Annotated in this window: 21 protein-coding genes; 9 read left to right on the forward strand and 12 right to left on the reverse strand. The window is 72.0% G+C overall.

Annotated features, from left to right (window positions below):
- Positions 1-3: 3 nt before the first annotated feature.
- Positions 4-858, forward strand: a complete 855-nt coding sequence (locus MUY22_RS44015) for an SAM-dependent methyltransferase (protein ID WP_247053598.1) — start codon at positions 4-6, stop codon at positions 856-858.
- On the opposite strand, the gene MUY22_RS44020 is transcribed toward MUY22_RS44015, so the two are convergent.
- Positions 855-3,287, reverse strand: coding sequence for an RICIN domain-containing protein (locus MUY22_RS44020; protein WP_247053601.1), 2,433 nt, complete (start codon positions 3,285-3,287; stop codon positions 855-857). The genes MUY22_RS44015 and MUY22_RS44020 overlap by 4 nt on opposite strands.
- A gap of 323 nt (positions 3,288-3,610) precedes the next feature.
- On the opposite strand from MUY22_RS44020, the gene MUY22_RS44025 reads away from it, so the two are divergent.
- Positions 3,611-3,793 carry a hypothetical protein gene (locus MUY22_RS44025; RefSeq protein WP_247053603.1) on the forward strand — a complete coding sequence of 61 codons (183 nt, stop codon included), beginning with the start codon at positions 3,611-3,613 and terminating at the stop codon, positions 3,791-3,793.
- Between the two features lie 12 nt (positions 3,794-3,805).
- Here MUY22_RS44025 and MUY22_RS44030 read toward each other — a convergent pair whose 3' ends face one another.
- From MUY22_RS44030 to MUY22_RS44040, 3 genes are read right to left on the reverse strand one after another with little or no spacing between them, the layout of a single operon-like run.
- Positions 3,806-4,774, reverse strand: coding sequence for an ABC transporter permease (locus MUY22_RS44030; RefSeq protein WP_247053605.1), 969 nt, complete (start codon positions 4,772-4,774; stop codon positions 3,806-3,808).
- Positions 4,771-5,664: an ABC transporter ATP-binding protein gene (locus MUY22_RS44035; RefSeq protein WP_247053607.1), complete on the reverse strand. Its 894-nt coding sequence runs from the start codon at positions 5,662-5,664 to the stop codon at positions 4,771-4,773. Before MUY22_RS44035 ends, MUY22_RS44030 begins: the two co-directional genes overlap by 4 nt.
- Positions 5,665-5,686: 22 nt before the next feature.
- A complete protein-coding gene (locus MUY22_RS44040; RefSeq protein ID WP_247053609.1) occupies positions 5,687-6,088 on the reverse strand; it encodes a GntR family transcriptional regulator in 402 nt (133 codons plus the stop codon).
- A 119-nt stretch (positions 6,089-6,207) separates the two neighbouring features.
- Between MUY22_RS44040 and MUY22_RS44045 the strand changes: the two genes are divergently transcribed.
- From MUY22_RS44045 to MUY22_RS44055, 3 genes are all read left to right on the forward strand, one after another.
- Positions 6,208-6,981, forward strand: a complete 774-nt coding sequence (locus tag MUY22_RS44045; protein ID WP_247053611.1) for a cyclase family protein — start codon at positions 6,208-6,210, stop codon at positions 6,979-6,981.
- Positions 6,978-8,618: a thiamine pyrophosphate-binding protein gene (locus tag MUY22_RS44050; RefSeq protein WP_247053613.1), complete on the forward strand. Its 1,641-nt coding sequence runs from the start codon at positions 6,978-6,980 to the stop codon at positions 8,616-8,618. Before MUY22_RS44045 ends, MUY22_RS44050 begins: the two co-directional genes overlap by 4 nt.
- A gap of 109 nt (positions 8,619-8,727) precedes the next feature.
- Positions 8,728-9,729, forward strand: a complete 1,002-nt coding sequence (locus tag MUY22_RS44055) for a hypothetical protein (protein WP_247053615.1) — start codon at positions 8,728-8,730, stop codon at positions 9,727-9,729.
- A 53-nt stretch (positions 9,730-9,782) separates the two neighbouring features.
- On the opposite strand, the gene MUY22_RS44060 is transcribed toward MUY22_RS44055, so the two are convergent.
- Positions 9,783-10,229 (reverse strand): Lrp/AsnC family transcriptional regulator, encoded by a 447-nt coding sequence (locus MUY22_RS44060; protein WP_247053617.1) that lies wholly within the window; start codon positions 10,227-10,229, stop codon positions 9,783-9,785.
- 179 nt (positions 10,230-10,408) lie between these two features.
- Here MUY22_RS44060 and MUY22_RS44065 point away from each other — a divergent pair, with 179 nt between their 5' ends.
- Positions 10,409-13,831 (forward strand): indolepyruvate ferredoxin oxidoreductase family protein, encoded by a 3,423-nt coding sequence (locus tag MUY22_RS44065; RefSeq protein ID WP_247053619.1) that lies wholly within the window; start codon positions 10,409-10,411, stop codon positions 13,829-13,831.
- Here MUY22_RS44065 and MUY22_RS44070 read toward each other — a convergent pair.
- From MUY22_RS44070 to MUY22_RS44085, 4 genes are all read right to left on the reverse strand, one after another.
- Positions 13,812-14,438 (reverse strand): response regulator, encoded by a 627-nt coding sequence (locus tag MUY22_RS44070; protein WP_247053621.1) that lies wholly within the window; start codon positions 14,436-14,438, stop codon positions 13,812-13,814. The genes MUY22_RS44065 and MUY22_RS44070 overlap by 20 nt on opposite strands.
- A gap of 63 nt (positions 14,439-14,501) precedes the next feature.
- Positions 14,502-15,467: a GlxA family transcriptional regulator gene (locus MUY22_RS44075; protein ID WP_247053624.1), complete on the reverse strand. Its 966-nt coding sequence runs from the start codon at positions 15,465-15,467 to the stop codon at positions 14,502-14,504.
- 38 nt (positions 15,468-15,505) lie between these two features.
- Positions 15,506-16,012 carry an ATP-binding protein gene (locus MUY22_RS44080; protein ID WP_247053626.1) on the reverse strand — a complete coding sequence of 169 codons (507 nt, stop codon included), beginning with the start codon at positions 16,010-16,012 and terminating at the stop codon, positions 15,506-15,508.
- An 81-nt stretch (positions 16,013-16,093) separates the two neighbouring features.
- On the reverse strand, positions 16,094-16,303 hold the full coding sequence (locus MUY22_RS44085) for a molybdopterin-binding protein (protein WP_247053628.1): 210 nt from the start codon (positions 16,301-16,303) through the stop codon (positions 16,094-16,096).
- A 191-nt stretch (positions 16,304-16,494) separates the two neighbouring features.
- Here MUY22_RS44085 and MUY22_RS44090 point away from each other — a divergent pair, with 191 nt between their 5' ends.
- Positions 16,495-17,214 carry a M24 family metallopeptidase gene (locus MUY22_RS44090; protein ID WP_247053630.1) on the forward strand — a complete coding sequence of 240 codons (720 nt, stop codon included), beginning with the start codon at positions 16,495-16,497 and terminating at the stop codon, positions 17,212-17,214.
- 46 nt (positions 17,215-17,260) lie between these two features.
- Here the strand turns inward: MUY22_RS44090 and MUY22_RS44095 are convergent, their stop codons facing one another.
- Positions 17,261-17,902 (reverse strand): FMN-dependent NADH-azoreductase, encoded by a 642-nt coding sequence (locus tag MUY22_RS44095; RefSeq protein WP_247053632.1) that lies wholly within the window; start codon positions 17,900-17,902, stop codon positions 17,261-17,263.
- Between the two features lie 82 nt (positions 17,903-17,984).
- On the opposite strand from MUY22_RS44095, the gene MUY22_RS44100 reads away from it, so the two are divergent.
- Positions 17,985-18,461, forward strand: coding sequence for a MarR family winged helix-turn-helix transcriptional regulator (locus MUY22_RS44100; protein ID WP_247053634.1), 477 nt, complete (start codon positions 17,985-17,987; stop codon positions 18,459-18,461).
- On the opposite strand, the gene MUY22_RS44105 is transcribed toward MUY22_RS44100, so the two are convergent.
- Complete coding sequence (locus tag MUY22_RS44105; protein WP_247053636.1) at positions 18,458-19,078, reverse strand: precorrin-3B C(17)-methyltransferase; 621 nt, start codon at positions 19,076-19,078, stop codon at positions 18,458-18,460. The two genes, MUY22_RS44100 and MUY22_RS44105, sit on opposite strands and share 4 nt — an antisense overlap.
- A gap of 153 nt (positions 19,079-19,231) precedes the next feature.
- Here MUY22_RS44105 and MUY22_RS44110 point away from each other — a divergent pair, with 153 nt between their 5' ends.
- On the forward strand, positions 19,232-20,422 hold the full coding sequence (locus MUY22_RS44110) for a carbohydrate-binding protein (RefSeq protein WP_247053638.1): 1,191 nt from the start codon (positions 19,232-19,234) through the stop codon (positions 20,420-20,422).
- A 46-nt stretch (positions 20,423-20,468) separates the two neighbouring features.
- Here the strand turns inward: MUY22_RS44110 and MUY22_RS44115 are convergent, their stop codons facing one another.
- The gene (locus MUY22_RS44115) at positions 20,469-22,253 is read right to left on the reverse strand and encodes a glycoside hydrolase family 76 protein (protein WP_247053640.1); all 1,785 of its coding nucleotides are present in this window, start codon (positions 22,251-22,253) and stop codon (positions 20,469-20,471) included.
- Positions 22,254-22,269: the final 16 nt, after the last annotated feature.

Raw genomic sequence — 22,269 nt, forward strand, 5'->3', positions numbered from 1 at the left:
GCCATGTCCGACGTCCCGTCCGTGAGTTCCCCCAGCCAGAAGCCGGTGGGAGTGGATCCCGAGCGGCCGAGCATCGCGCGGATCTACGACGGGTTCCTCGGTGGTCACAACTTCTACGAAGTCGACCGCGTGGTGATGGAGAAGATCCGGCAGGCGGTCCCGGAAGCGGTGGACATCGCCCGCGGCAACCGCGGCTTCCACAACCGCGCGCTGCGGATGCTGGCGAGCCAGACCAAGATCCGGCAGTTCGTCGACTGCGGGTCCGGGCTGCCGACCGCGGAGAACACGCACCAGATCGTCCAGCGCATCGACAAGGACACCAACGTCGTCTACATCGACAACGACCCGGTGGTCCTGGCGCACGGCCGCGCGCTGCTCGCCGAGAACGACTTCACGCACATGGTCGAGGCGGACATCTTCAAGCCGGAAGCGGTGCTGGGCGACGACGAGGTGCTGCGCCACATCGACTTCACCGAGCCGGTCGCGCTGCTGCACGTCGGCACGATGCACCACTTCGAGGGCGACGGCGCCGCCGACGTCATGGGCGAGTACATCGACGCGCTCGCGCCGGGCTCGTACGTGGTGCTGTCGCACTTCTTCGACCCCGAGGTGCCGGAGCTGACCGCGATCGCCAAGCGCATCGAGGACATCCTGACCCAGGGCCCCCTCGGCGCCGGCCGGTTCCGCACCCGCACCGAGATCGAGGCGATGCTGCCGGGCCTGGAGTTCCTGCAGCCCAACGCGACGTCGGAGCCGGGCCTGGCGGTGTGCGACGAGTGGTGGCCCGACGGCCCCCGGCTCACGCCGCTCAGCGGCTCCGCGAGGTGCGTGGCCGGGATCGTCGGCGTCAAGCGCTAGCGCAGCTGCCAGAGGTGGTCCGCTGTCCCGTTGTCGGCGAACTGGACCACCTGGGCGCTGTCGGCCGTCGACATCAGGTCCACGCCGAGGACCTTGCCGGAGTTGCGGTTCTTCACCCGCCACCAGCCGTCGCCGTTGTCGACCAGCTGCCAGAGGTGGTCCGCCGTGCCGTTGTCGGTGAACTGGACCACCTTCGCACTGTCCACGGTGGACATCTGGTCGACGCCGAGGACCTTGCCCGAGTGGTGGTTGCGGATCCGGTACCAGCCGTCGCCGTTCGCGACCAGGTGCCAGAGGTGGTCGTCGGTCCCGTTGTCGGCGAACTGCACCACCCGCGCGCTGTCCGCTGTGGACATCTGATCGACGCCCAGGACCTTGCCGGAGTTGCGGTTCACGATCCGGATGGCCGCTCCCCCACCGCCCGGCAGCCACGGGTGCCCGTCCGGCGCCGCCGTCGGGAACGACGTGACGCGCAGCCGCGCCGCGCCCATCGGGATCAACGTGATCGTCTCGACCGGCGCGTCGCTCTTCGCCGGTGACGCCTGCAACGGCGTGACGACGTGCTGGTCGTCAACGGTCCACTCGGCGATCTTCCGCGCCGACGCGGTGATCTTCACCGGGACGGCGTCCGGGGTGAACGGGTTGGCGGGCAACGTGCCCCCGGCCGCCGAGAAGGTCAGCGCTGCCTCGGCGGCCAGGCCGTAGTTCCACGGCGTCGTCGCGTGCACGGCGTACTGCGGGAACTGCGCGGACCCGCCGAGCGACTGGTAGCTCTCGCCGATCTTCAGCGAGTACGTCAGCGGGCCGTGGTCGACCGACCGCGAGTCGTGGTTCGCGCTCCAGGTCCGCACGGTCGTGCGCTGCGGCAGCGTCAGCGTGACGACGTCGCCGTCCGCCCAGGTGCGCGAGACCTTCGCGAACGACGGCCCGGCGGTCACCGCGACCGACGCGCCCGCGACCGTGAGCCGCGGTGTCGCGCACCACGCGGGAATCCGGAAGTACAGCGGGAAAGCCAGGTTCCGGGGCGTCCGGACGGTGAAGGTGACCTGCTCGGAGAACGGGTACGTGGTGTCCTCGGTGATGGTCACCGCCGTGCCGTCGGCGACCTTCGCCGTGACGCTGCTGGCGGAGTACATCGCGGCCGCGAGCCCGTTGTCCGGGGTGGCCAGCCAGAGTTCCTCGGTGAAGTACGGCCAGCCCATGCCGTAGTTGTGCGGGCAGCAGCGGTACTGGTCGACGCCGGGCAGGTAGGCCTGCATCGCGAAGCCGTTCTGGAACTGGCCTTCGCTCTTGGGGACGTTGTCGAGGTCGACGCCGTTCGCGCTGGTGATGTAGTGCACCGCGCGCCCGGCCGGGTCGAGCGCGGCGGGCAGGGAGTTGAACGCGAGGTCCTCGCAGCGGTCGGCCCACACCGGGTCGCCGGTCAGCCGGGTGAGCAATTGGTGGCTGGCCATGAACTCGACGATCCCGCACGTCTCGAAGCCCTGCCGCGGGTCGCCGAAGCCGGGACGCGCGTTCTCGTCGCCCGCGAACCCGCCGCCGGCGAACTGGCCGTAGGTGGCCATGACCGTGGTGTAGTCCTGGTAGGTCGCCTGGGTCAGCGACGCGGAACCACTGCGCAGCGCGTACTGCGCGGGCTCGCGGAAACCCTGGGCGACGTTGACGTTGTGCAGGCTCGGCAGGTTGCCGACCCAGTTGGCGCCGTGGGTGTGGATCTTGTCGGCGAGGTCGAGCAGGGAGGTGTCGCCGGTGCGGTTGAACAGCCAGAACACGCTGTCGAGCCCGTCACCCCAGCGGACGGACACCCAGCTGGAGTTGAACGCGCTCGGCTCCTGCGCGTTCATGTAGCGCAGGAAGCGGGTCAGGAACGGCACGACGCGCGTGTCGCCGGTGTACTCCTGCCACGAGCGCAGGGCCTGCAGCAGCGGCAGGTACGGCCAGAAGTCGGGGCCGTTGTTGAGCGCCGTGCGCAACGCCGTCGGGCCGAAGAAGCCGTCGGACTGCTGGGTGGCGAGGATCGCGTCGATCCACCTGCCGGCGGTGGCTTTCGCGGTGGCGTCGCCGGTGACCGCGGCGAGGTCGACGTAACCGCGCAGCCAGTACGGCACCTCCTCCCAGCCGGTGCGCTCCGGGTGGACCCAGCCGCTGGTGGCGAAGTCGAGGAAGTGCGACGTCTCGGCGTAGTGCCCGCACAGGCCGTCGAGCTGCAGGCGCAGCTGCCCGGCGAGCCAGCCGCGCGCGGTGACCGCGCCGGGCGGGAGCTTGAGGAAAGCGGTGGGCTTGAGCGGAGCCGCGTTCGGCGTGTACAGCCCGCCGGCCGCGGGGGCGACGGTGCGGCCGCCGGGAACGGCGGCCCTGGCTTCCCGCGTACTCGCGAACAGACCGGCGGCGACGGCTCCGGCGACGAACTGCCTGCGGCTCAGCGACACGGGTATCAGCCTCCGCGGTCGTTACAACGTTGTAAAAACAGTCTTACCCGCTGTATACAACGTTGTAAATCCGCCGTTCGTCGGAGGCGCCGGCGTACGGCCCGGATTCGGTCGTGTACCCGCGGTCAGATCCGGGTTAAGATCCGACCGGAGGGTCCGGAGCGCACCGAGTCGGAACGACTGCGTGCGTGGCTCGGCGCAAGCCGGGCGGGTATCACGGTGGCCGATGGCGACCGGGCAGACCCGGACTGCCCTCCGCAGCACCGAACACCCCAGCTGAACCGACTTCGACGAGCACCGCCGGTACCGGGACGGGCGGCGTGATGAGCGAGGTCAAGGTGAGTGTCAGCTCGTGGGTGGCGGCGCCCCTCTACGTCGTGCTCTGCCTCGCGGCCTGCTTCGTCGCGGCGCTGCCGGTGTGCGTGTACATCGCGAAGAAACGCGGCCCGGAAGGGCTGCGCGCCTTCGCCGAAGTGGTCCGCGCGTTCTGGGGCCGGAAATCATGAGCCGGGCGCGGGTCAGGCGAGCACGCGGACCCGGCGGATCGCGAAGTACACCAGCGCCGCCGTCAACACCGCGAAGATGCCCGTCTCGATGCCCTGGAACGTCCAGAACCGGTCCCCCGGTTGGTATTCCATCCAGTTGTAGGCACCCGGACCGGCACCGCCGGTGCCGCAGCCTTCTGGGCCGCACGGCCCGATCTGCGAGTTGGGCAGGACCATGTCGCCCGCCGCGTTGCGCACCCCCTGGTCCATCACCCAGTCGCCCGCCGCGGTGTTCGGGGTCCGCCCGCTGTCCGGCGCGAACGTGAGGGTCTGCGCCGGCAGGTACCGCGGGCGGGCGAAGACCTCGATCGCGACGCGGACCACCGCGTAACCGACGAGCGAGATGCCCATGGCGGGCAGCACTTTCGTCCAGTACGTCCCGGCGAAGATCCCGAGCGCGAGGGCGAACAGCGTGTACACGACCGGGACGACGCCCTGGACGTCGAAGGCGAAGTAGCCCAGCCGGCCGGTCGCGCTCACCAGCGGCTCGAACCACCACGACACGCCCAGCGCGTACCCGACGGCCAGCACCGCCGTGATCGAGCCGACCAGCCCGAACCTGACCAGTGCCCAGTGCAGCCGGCTCACGCCCTGTGTCCACACCAGACGGTGCGTGCCCTGCTCGACCTCACGCGCGATGAGCGGCGCGCCGAAGAACACGCCGACCAGCACCGGCAGGATCACGAACAGGACGGCGACGAACACCATGCCGCCGAACTGCTGCTGGAACTGGTGGGCGAGGCTTTCGCAGTTCGCCACCGACGCCGTCTGAGTGATCATCGACGCCCGGCCCAGCGCGGCCCGGCAGGCGGCCAGGCCCGAATCCTCGTACTTCGCGTGCATCGCCAGACCGGTGGGGACGACGATCGCGGCGAGCGCTCCGAGGACAGCGAGGGTGAACCACGCCTGCCTGCGGTACTGGCGCCAGGTCAGCCAGATCATGCCGGCACCCCCCACGCTTCCGGGGCGACGCGGGGTCCGGCCGCGGCGAGGTGGCCGAGCACCAGGTCCTCCAGGGTCACTTCGTGTTCCGTCCACAGTGGATCGATCGAACCGGCACCGCGGCGGACCAGCAGCGTCGACTGGCGGTCCGTGTGGCTCGCGCGGACGACTTCCGCGACCCCGGCGATGGATTCGCTGCCGGCACGTGGGCCGGTGAGCGTGCGGTGCGCGTCGAGCAGCTCGTCGACCGCGCCGGTCAGCTGGACGCGGGAGGATTGCAGGACGACCAGGTAGTCGCAGCTGCGTTCGAGGTCGGCCAGCAGGTGCGAGGACAGCAGCACCGTGGTCTCGCTTTCGGCCACCGCACCCATCAGCGTCTGCATGAACTCGCGGCGCGCCAACGGATCGAGGCTCGCGATGGGCTCGTCGAGCAGCAGCAGCCGCGGCCGCTTGGCCAGGGCGAGCGCCAGCGCGACCTGCGCCCGCTGCCCGCCCGAAAGCTTGCCGACGGCTTTGCCCGGCGGGATGCCGAGCGCGGCGAGCCGCTCGCGGGCCAGCGCGGCGTCCCACCGGCGGCGGTTCAGCTTGCCGCCCATGGTGATCAGCTCCGCCGCAGTGAAGTCCCGGTACACCGGGGTGTCCTGCGCGACGAACCCGATGTCGGCGAGCACCGCGGGCCCGTCACGCGGGTCGCGGCCGAAGACGCGCACCTCCCCCGCGTCGGGTTTCAGCAGCCCGACGGCCAGGTGCAGCAGCGTGGACTTGCCCGCGCCGTTCGGGCCGACCAGCGCGGCGATCCGCCCGGCGGGCAGCGTCAGCGCGCAGTCCTGCAGCGCCCAGCTGCGCCCGTAGCGCTTGCCCAGCGCCCTGGCCTCCACCGCCAGCTCCATCGTCGGACTCCCCTCGGGGTCACTACAGCTTCCATTGGTCGAACGGCGGCGTGGTGCCGCGCATCGTCGTGTCGATCAGCGCGCTGATGTCGTCACCCGACATCCCCGCCTCTCCCGCGCGCTCCAGCCAGGCCACCAGCTCCTCGCGCAGCCGCGCCTGGTAGCCGAGCGACGGCCCGGCGAGGGTGCCGGTGACGAACGTGCCCACCCCCGGCTTGCCCTCCGCGAGCCCCTCCAGCACCAGCTCGCGGTAGGCCTTGAGCACCGTGTTCGGGTTGATCGCCAGCGCCTGGGCCACTTCACGCACCTTCGGCAGCTGGTCGCCGTCACGCAGCAGGCCGACGCGCAGCGCCTGTTTCACCTGCAGGACGAGCTGCATGTACGTGGCGACCCGCGAGCGGCCGTCCAGGACGAACTCGATCACCCCACACCCTCCTACTGTCCTACGACATTAAGACAACACCCGGAATCGAGCCCTGTCAAGGACCGGGCTCCCGGCATAGGGTCTCGGACGAGACGTTCACCCGCACCCGGGAGGCAGGCATGTCGTTGTTGGACGGACTGGGCCAGGCGATCACCTCGGGGGCGGTCGGCATCGTCGACCTCACCGCGCCGCTGAGCCCGAGCACGCCGATCCTCCGGCTGCCCGAGCCCTTCGCCAACACCATCCCGTTCCGCCTCGAGGAGATCAGCCGCTACGACGAGCGCGGCCCGCGGTGGTACTGGAACGACATCCACACCGGCGAGCACACCGGCACCCACCTCGACGCGCCGGTGCACTGGGTGTCCGGAAAGGACGGCCACGACGTCTCGCAGGTGCCGCTGAAGACGCTCGTCGCGCCCGCGGTCGTGCTCGACTTCTCGGCACGGGCGGCCGCGGACCCGGACTTCCTCCTTTCGGTGGACGACGTGACGGCGTGGACGGCCGAGCACGGGCCGCTGCCGGCCGGCGGCTGGCTGCTCTACCGCACCGGCTGGGACGCGCGCGGCGGCGACCAGGACGAGTTCCTCAACGCCGACGAGACCGGTTCGCACACCCCCGGCGTCTCCGCGGAGTGCGCGCGGTGGCTCGCCGAGGAGGCCCCGATCACCGGGTTCGGGGTGGAGACCGTCGGCACCGACGCGGGCCAGGCGCCCGGGCTCGAGCCGATGTTCCCGTGCCACGAGCTGCTGCTCGGCGCCGGGAAGCACGGCCTGACGCAGCTGCAGAACCTCGCGTCCCTGCCACCGACCGGCGTGCTGCTGATCGTCTCGCCGCTGCCGATCGTCGGCGGGTCCGGCAGCCCGGCGCGCGTGCTGGCCCTGGTGGAGCGGTGAACGTCGCCGAGCTCGTCGGCCGCACCCTGGCCGGCCTCGGCGCCGGCACCGCGTTCGGCGTGGTGGGCAGCGGCAACTTCGAGGTCACCAACGCGTTGCGCGCGGGCGGCGTCCGGTTCGTCGCAGCCCGCCACGAGGGCGGCGCGGCGAGCATGGCCGACGCCTACGCGCGGATCAGCGGGAAGGTCTCGGTGCTGTCGCTGCACCAGGGCTGCGGGCTGACCAACGCCGTCACGGGGATCACCGAGGCGGCCAAGAGCCGGACGCCGATGCTCGTGGTGACCGCCGACTCCGCGGGCTCGTCGGTGCTGTCGAACTTCCGCATCGACCAGGACGGGCTGGCCACCGCGGCCGGCGCGGTGCCCGAGCGGGTGCACTCCGCCGCGAGCGCGGTCGCGGACACCGTCCGGGCCTTCCGGACCGCCCGGCAGGAGCGCCGGACGGTCGTGCTGAACCTGCCGCTCGACGTCCAGGCGCAGCTCGCACCCGACCCGCCGGAGCTGCCGGACCCGCTGCCGCCGATCCCCGGACCGGCCCCGATGCGCCCCGACATCGGCGCGGCGGCCGACCTGGCGGACCTCCTGATCGCCGCCGAACGGCCGGTGTTCGTCGCCGGGCGCGGCGCCCGCGGGAGCCGGGAACCGTTGCGGGAACTGGCTTCGCGCGCCGGAGCACTCCTGGCGACGTCGGCCGTCGCGCACGGGCTCTTCCACGACGACGAGTTCGCGCTGGGCATCTCGGGCGGGTTCGCCTCGCCGGTGGCCGCGGAGCTGATCCGCGGCGCCGACCTCGTCGTCGGGTGGGGCTGCGCGCTGAACACGTGGACCACCCGCGACGGGAAGCTGCTCAGCCCGTACGCGACGCTGGCCCAGGTCGACCTCGAGCAGGGCGCGCTCGGCGCGCACCGGCCGATCGACCTCGGCGTCGTCGGCGACGCCGGCTGCACCGCCGAAGACGTCCTGAGCGAGCTCGGTGACCACAAGGCGGTGGGCTACCGGACCGAAGACGTCGCCGGCCGGATCGCGGCGGCCGGGCGCTGGAACGACGTCGAGCACGACGACCTGTCCCGCGGCGGCCGGATCGACCCGCGGACGCTCAGCAGGCTCCTGGACGACCTGCTGCCCGCCGAGCGGATCGTCTCGATCGACTCGGGCAACTTCATGGGCTACCCGAGCGCGTACCTCTCGGTCCCCGACGAGCTGGGGTTCTGCTTCACCCAGGCGTTCCAGAGCGTCGGCCTGGGTCTCGGCACGGCGATCGGCGCCGCGCTCGCCCGCCCGGACCGGCTGCCGGTGCTGGGCACCGGCGACGGCGGGTTCCACATGGCACTGTCCGAGCTGGACACCGCGGTCCGGCTGCGCCTGCCGCTGGTCGTGATCGTCTACAACGACGCCGCGTACGGCGCGGAGATCCACCACTTCGGCGACGCCGACATGACCACGGTCCGGTTCCCCGACTCCGACATCGCCGCCATCGGCCGCGGCTTCGGCTGCGCCGGCGTCACCGTGCGGTCGACCGAGGACCTCTTCGCGGTGAAGGACTGGCTCGCCGGACCGCGCGACGCGCCCCTGGTCATCGACGCGAAGATCGCCGACGACGGCGGTTCGTGGTGGCTCGCGGAGGCCTTCCGGCACTGACACGATCGTGGGACGCCCTTGACAACGGCTCGGGCGCGGCTGGATGCTGGCCGAGTTGTCTTACAGACGTAAGACAGTGGGGGAACTTCACCGCTCCGAGGAGCCGTTCATGCGCATCTTCCTGGCCGTGCTCGCGGCCATGGGCCTGGTGGTCACGCCGGCCACATCGGCCACCGCCGATCAGTCGCGGTCGTCGCCGGACGCCGCGGGCGCGCTGCTGGCCGCCTTCGACGACCACGCGCTCGTCGCCGAGTCCAGTCCGGACGTCGGGAGCTTCCTGCTCGACCTGGTCCGCGATCCACGCTTGCCCGGCAAGGTGAACGACATCGCCGTGGAGTGCGGGAACTCGCTGTACCAGCCGGTTCTCGACGCCTACATCGCCGGCGCGGACATCCCGATCGCCGACGTCCGGCCGGTGTGGCGCAACACCACCCAGCCCAGCTGCGGGTTCTCGACGTTCTACGAACAACTGTTCCCGCTGGTCCGGCAGGTCAACACGACACTGCCGGCGAGCCGCCGGATCCGGGTGCTGGCCTGCGATCCACCGGTCGACTGGAGCAGGATCCACCACCCGGCGGACTTCACGCCGTTCGAGGAGCGCGACCCGGCGATCGTGTCCGTGCTGAAGACGCAGGTGCTGCAGAAACACCGGAAAGCGTTGCTGCTGTTCGGACTCGGGCACCTGACGCACAACACGGGCAGCGCGGTCGGCCGGCTGGAGCAGGAGTACCCGGGCAGCGCGTTCGTCGTCGCGGACCACCGCGGCTTCCTGAAGGACAACGCGCGGCTCGAATCACGCCTGGGCTCGTGGCCGTCGCTGACCACGCTGAAGAACTCGTGGCTGGGACAGCTGGACGCGTCGTACTTCCCGCTGGACCGCGACTTCCCGCCGGGCACGAAGGGCTTTCCGGGCGTGGACGCCTACCTGTACGAAGGCCCGGCCGGCACGCTGCTGCGCGAACCGATCTCGGCCCGGACGGTGCTGGACACGGACTTCCTGACCGAGATGCGCCGCCGGGCGACGGCGTTGGAGGCGCCGCCGGGCTCGCTCGAATGGCCGGAGTTCTTCCTGCAACGGGAGCGCGACTCGGGTGTGCTGCTGGGCGATTAGCCGTTCCGTCCGGGTGCGAGCGCTCCGGGACCGGCACCAGGGAGAGCGTGACGCTAGTGCCCGCGTGACCAGGACTCCAGGGCGATCAGCGTCTTGGTGCCGGTGATCTGGTGGTGGCGGCGGATCTCGTCGATCGTCTTCTGGAGGTGAGCCATGTCACGGACGCGCAGCCACACGAGGGCGTCCGGGTCGCCCGCGATCGTGAACACCGCTTGGGCCTCCGGCATCCGTGTGGTCGTGCGGAGGATCTCGGCGACCTTCGTGTTGCCGACGAACCGCAGCTCGGTGAACGCCTCGATGCCCCAGCCCAGCTTCGCGTGGTCGACCTGGACGGTGAAGCCCGTGATCACGCCCGTCTCGCGGAGACGGTCGATCCGCCGCTTGACCGCCGCCGTCGACAAAGTGACCCGGCCGGCGATGTCCGACAGCGTGCGCCGGGCGTCCTCGCGCAGCAGGCCGAGGATCTCGTGGTCGGTGGCGTCGAGTAGCTCTTCGGTCATGCGGGCGAGCGTAACTCCGCGCAAAAAACCGGGCCAATCGTCGATCATGACCGCCGAAGTTTGCGTGAGAGGCGGTGATCCCGCGTCGGCTGTTGCGTCCGGGGCCGATACCGTGTGCCGTGGCCCGCATCGCACTGTGCGCCCGAGCACAGCCGCGCGAGGGCGAAGGGAGCCGCGCCGTGGAGTCGTTCACGCTGGAGGACCGCTACCTGCGGGAGGCGGGAACCGTGCACCTCACCGGGGTGCAGGCCCTGGTGCGGCTGCTGTTCGACCGCGTTCGCCACGACCGTGCCCACGGTGGCGACCCCTCGGTGTTCGTCTCCGGTTACGAAGGCTCACCGCTGGCCGGGTACGACCTCGAGCTGGGCCGCCGCGCGACCCTGCTGGAGAAGCACGCCGTCGTGCACCGGCCCGGGCTCAACGAAGAGCTGGCCGCGACGTCGGTGATGGGCAGCCAGCTCGTCGCGGGCGCCGGTGGGCAGCGCGGCGTCACCGGGTACTGGTACGGCAAGACGCCGGGCCTCGACCGCGCGTCCGATGCCCTGCGCCACGCCAACCTGGCCGGCACCGACCCCCGCGGCGGCGCGGTCGCGCTGGTCGGCGACGACCCGAACGCCAAGTCGTCAACGATCCCCTGCGCGTCCGAGCTCACGCTGGCCGACCTGGCCATTCCGATCCTGTACCCGGCCGACTCGCAGGACGTCCTCGACTTCGGGATGCACGCGGTCGAGCTGTCCCGGGCCAGCGGGCTGTGGTCGTCGCTGAAGGTCGTCACGAACGTCGCGGACGCGTCCGGCACCGCCCAGGTCGGTCCACAGTGGACGGCTCCGGACCTGGGTCCCACGGCGTACCGGCACGCGCCGACGTCGAAACTGCTCGGCGCGAGCCTCGCCGCGCTGGAACGCAGCCTCTTCACCGTGCGGCTGCCGCTGGCCATGGAGTACCTGCGCCTGAGCGGTCTCAACCGGATCACCACGAGCGGTCCGGCCGACCGGATCGGCATCGTCTCGGCCGGGAAGTCCTACCTGGACGTTCAGCAGGCCTTGCGCACCCTCGGCCTGGACGAGGAAGCCTTGCACCGGCACGGCATCCGCGTCCTCAAGCTGGGTGCGATCCACCCGCTGGAGCCGTCGGTCGTCCGGGAGTTCGCCGACGGGCTCGACGAGATCGTCGTCGTCGAGGAGAAGCGGTCGTTCATCGAGGCCGCGCTCAAGGAGGTCCTCTACGGCACGGCCGGCGCGCCCGCCGTGCACGGCAAGAAGGACGCCGACGGCCGCACGTTGTTCACCGAGCTGGGCGAGCTGGATCCGGACGTCGTCGCGACCGGGCTGGCCCGGCGGCTCGCCGCGCACCACGAGATCCCGTCGGTCGAGGCCTGGCGCGGACGCCGGCGGCGCGAGCGCATCTCCGTGCCGCTGCTGGCGCGGACGCCGTACTTCTGCTCCGGCTGCCCGCACAACTCGTCCACTAAGGTCCCGGAGGGCACGCTCGTCGGCGGCGGTATCGGCTGCCACACGATGGCCCTGTTCATGGAGCCCGACCAGGTCGGCACCGTCCTCGGCGTGACGCAGATGGGCGGCGAGGGGACCCAGTGGATCGGCATGGCGCCCTTCGTCGAGGCCGACCACTTCGTGCAGAACATCGGCGACGGCACGTTCACCCACTCCGGCAGCCTCGCCGTACGCGCGGCGGTCGCGGCCGGCGTCAACATCACCTACAAGCTGCTCTACAACTCGGCCGTCGCGATGACCGGCGGGCAGGACGCCGTCGGCGCGCTGCCGGTGGAGAAGGTCGCCGAGCTGCTGCTCGTCGAGGGCGCGAAGCAGGTCGTGATCACCAGTGACGCGCCCGGGGCGCTGCGCCACCGCAAGCTGCCCGCCGGCGTCGAGGTCCGCGACCGCACCGAAATCGTGCGCACGCAAGAGGAACTGGCCGCCGTCCGCGGCGTCACCGTGCTGATCCACGAGCAGGAGTGCGCGGCCGAGAAGCGGCGGAAACGCCGCCGGGGCAAGCAGGAGACGCCCGCGACCCGCGTGGTGATCAACGAGCGCGTCTGCGAAGGCTGCGGCGACTGCGGCACCAAGTCGAACTGCCTGTCCGTGCAGCCGGTGGCCACCGAGTTCGGCCGCAAGACCACGATCCACCAGTCGTCGTGCAACGTCGACTACTCCTGCCTGGCCGGGGACTGCCCGTCGTTCGTCACCGTCGTGCCGACCGGCCGCAAGCAGCACCGCAAGCTGGGCGAGCTGGCCGCCGACGCCGTCCCCGCGCCCGCCTCGCCGGGGTCGCCGGACTTCACCGTGCGGATCACCGGCATCGGCGGCACCGGCGTCGTGACCGTGACGCAGATCCTCGCGACGGCCGCGGTGCTCGACGGCCGGCACGTCCGCACGCTGGACCAGACCGGGCTGGCGCAGAAGGGCGGTGCCGTGGTGTCCGACCTGAAAGTGACGGCCGAGCCGGTCGCCCAAGCCGCGAAGCTCGCGACCGCGGAGTGCGACCTCTACCTGGCGTGCGACGCGCTCGTCGGCGCGGACGCGACGAACCTGGGCGTGGCCGACCCGGGCCGGACGACGGCGGTCGTGTCGACCACCGAGGTGCCCACCGGCCGGATGGTCGTCGACACGACGGTGGCCTTCCCCAGCCCCGGCAGCGTCCTCGCGCCGCTGGAGGCCGCGGCGGCGCGCACCGTGTCGCTCGACGCGCGCGGCCTGGCCGAGACGCTGTTCGACGACGACCAGTTCGCGAACGTCCTGCAGCTCGGCGCGGCCTTCCAGACCGGCGTGATCGGGCTGCCCGCCGCGGCCCTCGAGCGCGCGATCGAGCTGAACGGCACCGCGGTGGCCGCGAACCTGCAGGCCTTCCGCCGCGGCCGGCAGCTCGTCGCCGACCCGGACGCGCTGGCCGCCGCGGTCGCCCCCGCGCCCGCCGCGACGCCGAAGCCCGCCGCGCCGGCCGTGCGTTCGCTGGTGCACGCCGAGCCCGGGTCGGAGCTGGCCCGGCTGCTCGACATCCGGATCCCCGACCTGGTCGCCTACCAGGACGCGGCGTACGCCCGGACGTACGCGGAGTACGTCGAGCAGGTGCGGGTCCTGGAAGACGGGCCGACGGCGGTCACCGAGGCCGTGGCGAAGCACCTGTACAAGCTGATGGCCTACAAGGACGAGTACGAGGTCGCGCGGCTCTCGCTCGACCCGGCGTTCACGGCGGACCTCGAAGCCCAGTTCGGCGCGGGCACGCGGTACGCGTTCCGGCTGCACCCGCCGGTCCTGCGCGCGCTCGGCATGAAGCGCAAGATCAGCCTCGGCCCGTGGTTCCGCCCGGCGTTCCGGCTGCTGCACGCCCTGCGCCGGCTGCGCGGGACGAAGTTCGACCCGTTCGGCCGCGCCGAGGTGCGCCGGGTCGAGCGCGAGCTGGTCGAGGAGTACCGCGGCGTCGTGCTGCGCGCGTTCCGGGCCGAAGACGTCGACCTCGCGCAGGTCCTGGCGCTGGCCGAGCTACCGGACCTGGTGCGCGGCTACGAGGACGTCAAGCTGGCGAATGTGGTGCGGTACCGGGAGAAGCAGGCCGAGGTGCTGGCGCTCACGCACGCAGGTAGCTGAGCATCGCCTGGGCCTCGTCGGGGACGCGCAGTTTCGCGCTGACGTCTCCGGCGTGGCGGCGCGCGGCGTCCGTGCCGATGCCGAGCAGGCGGCCGATCGCCGGGACCGAATGGCCTTCGGCGAGCAGCGCGACGACCTCGCGTTCGCGCGCCGTGAGCGTGGTGACCGGGTCACCGGGGCGGCGCCGGTCCAGTTGCAGGGCGACGACGTCGCGGTCCAGCACCGTCCCACCGGCCGCCACCCGGCGAAGGGCGTCCAGGAACTCGTCGGCCTTCCCGACGCGCTCCTTGAGCAGGTAGCCGGCCCCGCCGCCGCCCGCGGCGAGCAGGTCGCCCGCGTAGCCGTCCTCGACGAACGCCGACAGTGCGAGGATCGCCAGCCCCGGCGCCCGGCGCCGCGCCTCCAACGCGGCACGCAGGCCTTCGTCGGTGAAGGTCGGCGGCAGCCGGACGTCGACGACGGCCAGGTCGGGTGCCGCGTCCCCCACGGCGGTGAGCAGGTCGTCGGGGTGGTCGACGGCCGCGGCGACGACGAACCCGGCGCTGCGCAACAGCAGCACGAGCCCTTCCCGCAGCAGTGCGTCGTCCTCGGCGATCACGATCCGCACGACGGCCGGCCTCCTCACGTCGATGCCCCCTACCGGAAAGCACGGACACGGCGGCCGAAACGTTCAGGAAATGCCCGTGGTCCGGAACCGGGACCGGTAGTCGCTCGGCGTCACGCCGAGGCCACGCGCGAAGGCCCGCCGCAGCGTCTCCACCGAGCCGAAGCCCGACCGGCGGGCCACCACCTCCAGCGGGTCCACGGTGCCCTCCAGCTGCTGCTGGGCGAACTCCAGGCGGATCTGCTCGACGAACCGGGCCGGCGTCCGCCCCAGCTCCTCGCGGAACAGCCGGGTCAGGTGCCGGACGCTGACGCCCGCGTGAGCCGCCATGTCGCCGAGCGTGTGCGGGGCCGACGGGTCCGCCGCGACGGCGTCCAGCAGGCCCCGCAGCACCTCGTGGCGCGGGCGGCCCGTCTCCAGCCGGACGCTGAACTGCGACTGCCCGCCCGGCCGCTGCAGGAACACCACCAGGTGCTTGGCCACCAGCCGCGCGATCTCCGGGCCGAGGTCCGCCTCGACCAGCGCCAGCGTCAGGTCGATGCCCGAGGTGACGCCGGCCGAGGTGATCACCGGGCCGTCCTTGACGAAGATCGCGTCCGCGTCGACGCGGACCAGCGGGAAACGGCGGGCCAGCTGGCCGGTCAGGTCCCAGTGCGTCGTCGCGCGGCGGCCGTCCAGGACGCCCGCCGCGGCCAGCGCGAACGCGCCCGCGCACACCGACGCCGTGCGGCTCGCGCCGTCGGCGAGACGGCGGATCTGGGCCACCAGCTCGGTGTCGGCGATCGTGCGGACCCACTCGGGACCGCCGGGCACCAGGACCGTCGCCCCGCGCGGGTCGGCCGCCGCCAGGTCGAGGTCGGCGCCGAGGCGCGTGCCGGTGTTGGCGCGGACGTCGGCGCCGCCGGGTGACGCCGTCCGCAGCTCGTACCGCCCGCCGTGCTCGTTGGCCTCGGCGAACACCTCCAGCGGACCGGAGACGTCGAGGAGGCGGACGCCGTCGTAGAGCACGACGAGGACGGGACGGGCTTTCACCGGTCCAGTATCACCGGTCCCGGCGGGAACGCCGGTGCTCAGCCCTCGCCGGACCAGCCGCTCAGCCGGCTGAGCAGCCGTTCGAGAACCTGCGGGTCCGCCGTCACCGGGTCACCGGAGACCGGCTCGTCGACCAGCGTCCGGCGATCGCCCCGGCGCGGCAGGCGCACCTGCTTCGCGGTCATCCCGCCGGGCAGCGGCAGCTCGCACCAGGTGGTGCGGCCGCCGCCGGGTGCCGGGTCGACGCCGACGCGCTCGCCGGGTGCGGCCTGGGGTGGCGGCAGGTGGGGCAGGTTGTCGTCCACCTCCACCAGCAGGACCTCGGCGGTCAGCCGCAGCCGCAGGGTGACGAGGGCGGGTGCCTTGGGGTCGCCGGCGTCGATGACCGCCTCGACCAGGCGTCTCGCCGTGGCCGTGACCTGCTCCAACATCGGCTTCAAGGACCAGTCGCTGAGAATCAGGCGGACGAACAGCTCGCTGACCGGCAGCGCGCTGGGCTGCGCGACCAGCCGGAGGTCGTCCATCTGGGAGGTGTGCGCGCTCAAACCTGACCTTCCTCGGCCCGGGTGCCACTGTTCGAGTCACGCATCATGCCACCCGTCCGGGAACCACCCGTAAGGAGGACGTCACTCGACGCCGAGCATGACCTCCGTGGACTTCACGAGCACGGTCACCGGCTTGCCCGGCGCCAGCTCCAGCTCGTCGGTGGCGTCCTTCGTGATCGACGCGACGACCTGCTGGCCGCCGTCGAGCTCGACGGTCACGACGGACATCACGGCGCCGGGCTTGATGGCCGAAACGGTGCCGGTGAGCTGGTTGCGGGTGGAGAGACGCATGGCCGTCCTAACGGGTTACAGGGGTGGTGAACGGCGTCAGGCTACGGCCTTTCCGCAGGTCACGCCGCCGGAAGCGACCTTGCACGATCGAGTGGTGCGGCAGCGGGGCGGGCCGGATCACCGCAGCTGCGTCACGGTGGGACGCGCTGGGGAGCACCCGCGAATCCGGTGTGACTTGCTACCGTCGGCTCATGGGTGACGTGGTCGAGGACGAAGCGCTGCGGGCCGAGCGGTTGCTGGACGCGCAGGTGAAGGCGGTCGAGCTGTTCGCCGCGGTCGAGGAACGCGGGATCCTCGCGCCGGGCGTGCGCGAGACCGAGGCGAGCGACGCGATCCGCGACCTGGCCGGGGACCTGCTCGGCATCCGCCGCTACTGGCACAAGCGGATCGTCCGCGCCGGCGTCAACACGCTGCGGCCCTACCGCGAGAACCCGCCGGATCGCGTGCTCGGCGAGGACGACATCGCCTTCGCCGACTTCGGCCCGATCTTCGAGGACTGGGAAGCCGACTTCGGCCGCACGTTCGTGCTGGGCGACGACCCGGTCAAGCACGCGCTGCGCGACGCGCTGCCGAAGGTGTTCGACGCCGGGCGGGCGTACTTCGACGCGCTGCCGGACATCACGGGCGAGCAGCTGTACGCGCACATGGTCCAGCTCGCGCACGAAGCGGGCTGGGAGTTCGGCGGCGAGATCGCCGGGCACCTCGTCGGCCAGTTCCCGCACGAGACGATCGACGGCGCCAGGATCGCGTCCTACATCGCGCCCGGCAGCGACCAGCCGATGCGCCGGCCGGACCGGGGCGGCCAGGCGTCGCACTGGATCCTGGAGGTCCACCTCGTCGACCGCGACCGCGAGATCGGCGGCTTCTTCGAGCAGCTCCTCGACCTGGGTCCCGCCGCCGCACAGTCGTGATGTCCTCCTCACCGGCCCCCGACGCCGGTGAGGAGGACCGGTCACGTCAGACGCGCGCGGTCGCCCACAGCTCGTCGATGGTGCGTTCGGCCGTCGCGAGGCTGGCGTCGGCCAGCGGGATGAGCTCCGCCATCGCCGGCTTCACGTACGACAGCGTCAGCTCGGCGGTGATGAACCGCGGCTCCAGGCCGGTCGGCGCGAGGCCGTGCGGCAGCCACGCCTCGGCGTGGTCCCAGCCCGCGCGGGGCGTGCCCGCGCCGTAACCGCCGCCGCGGCTGGCCAGCACGATGAACTCCCGGCCGCCGAGCAGGCCGGCCATCGTCACGGCGTCGGTCGAGAGCCCGGGGGCGATGAGGTGGTCGACCCACGCCTTGACGCTGCTCGGCGGGCCGAAGTTGTACAGCGGCAGGCCCAGCAGCACGGTGTCGGCCGCCTGGACCTCGCCGACGATCTCCCGCGTCAGCGCCCACGCCGCCGCCTGCGCGGGCGTGTGGTGCTCCGGCGGCACCCGGCCGGCCGTCCCACCCGCCGCGTCGATGTGCGGCACCGGGTTTTCCCCCAGGTCGCGGTAGGTCACCGTGCAGTCGGGGTGGGCGGCCCGCCACGCGGCCGCGGCCCGCGCGCTGAGCCTGCGGCTCACCGAAGCCTCGCCGGTGATGCTCGAGTCGATGTGCAGGAGATGCGCCATGTCGTTCGCCGTCCATAGATCGTTGGTGTTAGACAAACCATTAATAGCACACCGATCATCAGGCCGGCCATATACTGGGCAGATGACTTCGCTGCCGGTCGTCAACCAGCCGCCCCACCGCTGCGGCGCGCTGCTCGACCACCTCGCGCGCCGGCTGCGGCTGCGCAGCGAGTCGGTGCTGGCCCCGCTCGGGCTGCGCCCGCGGCACCTGATCGCCCTGACGGTGCTGCGCGACCAAGGCGGCAGCTCACAGCAGGACTTGGCGAAGATCCTCGAGATGGACGGCACGAACGTCGTCGGCCTGCTCAACGACCTCGAGACGGAGAACCTGATCGAGCGCCGCCGCTCCCCCGTCGACCGCCGCCGGCACATCGTCGAGCTGACCGACGTCGGCGCGAAACTGCTGGCCCGCGCGGAGTTCGCGCTCGCCGCGGTCGAGGACGAGGTGTTCAGCGGCCTCGACGAAGAGCAGCGCGAGACGCTCTACACGCTGCTGCAGCAGGTCACGACCACGACGAACATGGAAGCCTGCACGGAAGCCGCGACCCGCCCCTGCTAACCGCCCGCGATGTCGCGGGCCAGCTGCCGCGCCTCGGGCAGGGTGAACTCCCCGGAGATCTGCGTTTCGCCGCCGGTGATGGCGGACTGGACGGCCGGCGCGGTGAGCACGCGGCTCCGCAGCACCATCGCCACCTGCTTGCCGACGTTGCCGCCTGTCCACTCCGCCCAGGTCCGGGTGCCGGCCGCGGTGAACCTGATCTCGATGACCGGGTGGCCTGACTGCGGGTCGAGGCGGGCGGCCACCCAGCCGACGTCGGCGCCGCTCAGGAACGCCGGGCCGAGCACGTACTTCGTGCCCTTCGCGCGGTCGCAGCTGACCAGCGGCCGCGCCGGGTCGTCCCGGCCCGCCAACGGATCCGGGCTGCCCTGAGGACAGTCGAGCGCGGCCGCGGCGGCCTGTTGCGCGGCGGGGTCGGCGCTCTGCCGCTCCGGCGCCGAGCCCGTCGGTGCCGGTGACGATGACGGCGGCAGCTCGGTCAGGACCGGCCGGAAGTGCAGCAGCGTGCCGTCCTTGACGACGAAGCCGTCGCCCGAGGGTGCCGCGCGTCCGGGCACCTGGGCCGAGCAGCCGGCGACGGTGACGAGGACGGCCAGCGCCGCGAGGGAGATCCGCACGGGAGCCATTGTGGCGTCCCGGCCCCGGATCGGGAACTTACCACTGGTAACTCCTTGACTTTACCAATGGTAAGACGCACTCTACTGAGGCTAATTCGTCTAGACCAATCTGTCCGCTCTTCGAGGTACCTCCCCGAGAGGAGAGACACCACCATGTCCCCCCGGAAACCGGCCAAGGCCGCCGCCGCGCTCGCCGCCGCGACGGCCACAGCGGCCGCGCTCGTGCTCGCCCACGGCGCGGACGCCAGCCCGGCCGCCGCCCCAGCCACAGCAGCGGCCGCCTGCGGCGTCCTGTTCGACGACTTCCACTACGCCTCCCCCACCGACAGCGCGTTCGGCGCGGCCGGCTGGACCACCCGCAACGACGTCGGCAGCCCGGGCGTGCCCGGCGCGCGCTGGCTGACGAGCAACATCAGTTTCCCCACGGTGAACGGGGAAAAGGTGGCGCAGCTCAACGCGTCCACCGACGGCAGCGCGAACGGCACGACCCACGCCGAGCTGTACCAGAACCAGCTGCGGTTCCTGGACGGCACCTACGCCAGCCGCGTGAAGTTCACCGACGCGCCGACCAGCGGCACGGACGGCGACCACGTCAACGAAACGTACTTCACGATCTCGCCGCTGCGGTACGACCGCGACCCGCTCTACAGCGAGCTCGACTTCTCCGAGTACCTGCCCAACGGCGGCTGGGGCGGCTCGACCGCGAACTACCAGACGTCCTGGTACACCTACTGGAACAACCCGTCGTGGGACGGCCTGCGCACCTCCACCGCGCAGAACCGCAGCTTCGACGGCTGGCACGACATCGTCACGCAGGTCTCCGGCGGGCACGTGAAGTACTACCTCGACGGCGTCCTCACCGCGGACCACACCACCGACGCCCAGGGCGATCCGGTCTACCCGCGCACGCCGATGTCGATCAACTACAACATGTGGTTCATCGACACGGCCGGCCACACGAGCGGCACCAGCACCTACACCGAGCAGGTGGACTGGACCTACTACGCGGGCAACCAGGTCGTCACGCCCGCCGCCGCGGTCGCGCAGGCCTCGACCTACCGCGGCGCGGGCACCGCGCACGTCGACACGGTCGGCTCCGGCAACTGCACCACGCCGACCAGCCCGCCGCCGACGACCACCCCGACGACACCCACCACACCGACGACCCCGACCACGCCGACCCAGCCCGCGAACTGCTCCAGCGCGGCGGAGTGGGACTGGGGCACCGTCTACCTCGGCGGGCAGCGGGTCAAGCACAACAGCCACCTCTGGCAGGCGAACTGGTGGACGCAGGGCTCCGAGCCCGGCCTCACCGCGCAGTGGGCCGACCTCGGCCACTGCTGAGCCAGGCCGGGCCGTCCCTGGGACCGGACGGCCCGGCCTACCCTGCCTACCCGGCCGCAAGCACTGCTTCGAGCCCGGACGCCTGGGTTCGCCAGTCGGTCACGTTCGGCGTGCCGCCGGCCCAGCGCTGGCCGATCCGGTTGAGCGAATCCCGGTCGGCGCCCCACAAGGTATCGGCCTGCTTCTGAGCGAAAGTACGGTAAGTCGCCGAGCCCGTGGCTTTCGCCAGGTCGCCGAAGTAGCGCATGAAGATGCCCTTGAACTGCTTTTGGTTGTCGTCACAGGAGTTCGCGGCGTCGCAGGACTCGACGAGCACGCCGTTCGCGGTGAGCCGGGACATCGCCGCGTCCGCCAGCCTCTTCGCGGCGTCCAAATAGGACGTGACGCCGGTGGCGCGCCAGAGTTCGACCAGCCCGCCGATGCCGAGACCCTGGTTGTACGTCCAGACGGTCTGGCCGTTGTTCGCGCACGACGACGTCAGGCCGTCGTTCACCAGGCCGTTCGCGTTGATCAGGCCGCTGTTCAGGTACCAGTCGCCCGCGGTCCGGGCCCGCTGGCCCCACACCGTGTCACCGGCGAGCCGCGTGTGCAGGGACGCGGTCAGGCGCAGGTACAACCCGCTCGTGACGGCGTTCTTGTACGTCCGCTCGCGGTTCCACCACACCCCGCCACCGCAGCTGCCCGTGTCCCAGAAGCCGTTGACGTAGTTCGCGATCGTCGTCGCCTCGGTCAGGTAACGCGCGTCGTGGGTGCGGTCGTAGACGGCGATCCAGGCCAGGCCCCACCACGCGCTGTCGTCGATCGCGCGGCTGACGAAGTCGCCCTCGATCGGGTCGGAACTGCGGCCCCCGGCGGGGAAAGCGGCGCGGTTGACGTCGAAGGTGCGTGCCATGGCGGCGTCGAAGCCGCCCGCGTCCGCGACGGCCGTCACGGCGACCGCCGAGTTCCACCAGCTCGACGGCCACCACGCGGTGTAGGGCTCGTAGGACCACATCAGCGCGTCCACCGCGCCGGCGGCCCGGGTCGTCGCCGGGCGCGCCCAGGCCGTGCAGCTGCCCGAGGCGTGCGTGGCTTCCCGGCCACACGCGCGCACGGCGCCGCCGTACAGCCGGCCACGCGGGTCCCGCGTGGCGAACGCCGTGGTGCGGGTGCCGGTCGCGCCCGACGTGACGCTCGTGCGGCCCAGCGACGAGCCGTCCGGCCAGCTCGCGCCCGCGTCCCAGGACCGGTCGAGCCAGACCTCGTCGCCGGCGCCGCCCGCTTCGATGCCGGCCCACGCCATGCCGCGGCTGTCGAAGTGGAGCCGGATCGTGCGGCCGTACAGGGTCGTCGGCGCGACCGGCTGGGCGTCGCCGCTGCCCGGGGCGGCCCGGTCGCACGCGGCGTCGCAGACGTCCGGGTAGATCCAGGCGGTGCAGGCGACGCCCTGCGCGTCCCCGCAGGCCCGGACCAGGCCCCGGCGGTGGTGCGCCGGGTCGGTGAGGTTGTACATCAGCGTGCGGGTGCCGGTCCACCCGCTGGGGACGCTCGCCTTGCCCAGCAGGCCTTCCCAGCTCGCGCCACCGTCCCAGGAGCGGTCGAGCCAGACGGCGTCGCCGGCGACGCCGTTGTCGACGCTCGCCCAGGCCATGCCGTCGGGGTCGGACGCGTGCAGCCGCACGATACGGCCGTTGATCACCTTGTCGGGCAAGGGAAAGCTCTCTCGCGCGGCTCGCGATGGATCGAGCGTGTCGCAAGAGGTCACGCACACCGCCGTCGCCGCCGCGGCGGGCCGGGCGGACAGGGGTGACAGGGAACCGAGGACGAGCAGGAGCACGAGCAATGTCCGCATCGACATCCCTCTCCAC

The sequence above is a fragment of the Amycolatopsis sp. WQ 127309 genome (genome assembly GCF_023023025.1).
In the GTDB taxonomy this organism is placed as follows: Bacteria; Actinomycetota; Actinomycetes; order Mycobacteriales; family Pseudonocardiaceae; genus Amycolatopsis.

Bases quoted from the DNA above. Each gene is read 5' to 3' on its own strand.
- MUY22_RS44015 (WP_247053598.1), top strand. From the start codon at position 4: ATGTCCGACGTCCCGTCCGTGAGTTCCCCCAGCCAGAAGCCGGTGGGA.
- MUY22_RS44025 (WP_247053603.1), top strand. From the start codon at position 3,611: ATGAGCGAGGTCAAGGTGAGTGTCAGCTCGTGGGTGGCGGCGCCCCTC.
- MUY22_RS44030 (WP_247053605.1), bottom strand. From the start codon at position 4,774: ATGATCTGGCTGACCTGGCGCCAGTACCGCAGGCAGGCGTGGTTCACC.
- MUY22_RS44035 (WP_247053607.1), bottom strand. From the start codon at position 5,664: ATGGAGCTGGCGGTGGAGGCCAGGGCGCTGGGCAAGCGCTACGGGCGC.
- MUY22_RS44045 (WP_247053611.1), top strand. From the start codon at position 6,208: ATGTCGTTGTTGGACGGACTGGGCCAGGCGATCACCTCGGGGGCGGTC.
- MUY22_RS44055 (WP_247053615.1), top strand. From the start codon at position 8,728: ATGCGCATCTTCCTGGCCGTGCTCGCGGCCATGGGCCTGGTGGTCACG.
- MUY22_RS44060 (WP_247053617.1), bottom strand. From the start codon at position 10,229: ATGACCGAAGAGCTACTCGACGCCACCGACCACGAGATCCTCGGCCTG.
- MUY22_RS44085 (WP_247053628.1), bottom strand. From the start codon at position 16,303: ATGCGTCTCTCCACCCGCAACCAGCTCACCGGCACCGTTTCGGCCATC.
- MUY22_RS44090 (WP_247053630.1), top strand. From the start codon at position 16,495: ATGGGTGACGTGGTCGAGGACGAAGCGCTGCGGGCCGAGCGGTTGCTG.
- MUY22_RS44095 (WP_247053632.1), bottom strand. From the start codon at position 17,902: ATGGCGCATCTCCTGCACATCGACTCGAGCATCACCGGCGAGGCTTCG.
- MUY22_RS44100 (WP_247053634.1), top strand. From the start codon at position 17,985: ATGACTTCGCTGCCGGTCGTCAACCAGCCGCCCCACCGCTGCGGCGCG.
- MUY22_RS44110 (WP_247053638.1), top strand. From the start codon at position 19,232: ATGTCCCCCCGGAAACCGGCCAAGGCCGCCGCCGCGCTCGCCGCCGCG.
- MUY22_RS44115 (WP_247053640.1), bottom strand. From the start codon at position 22,253: ATGCGGACATTGCTCGTGCTCCTGCTCGTCCTCGGTTCCCTGTCACCC.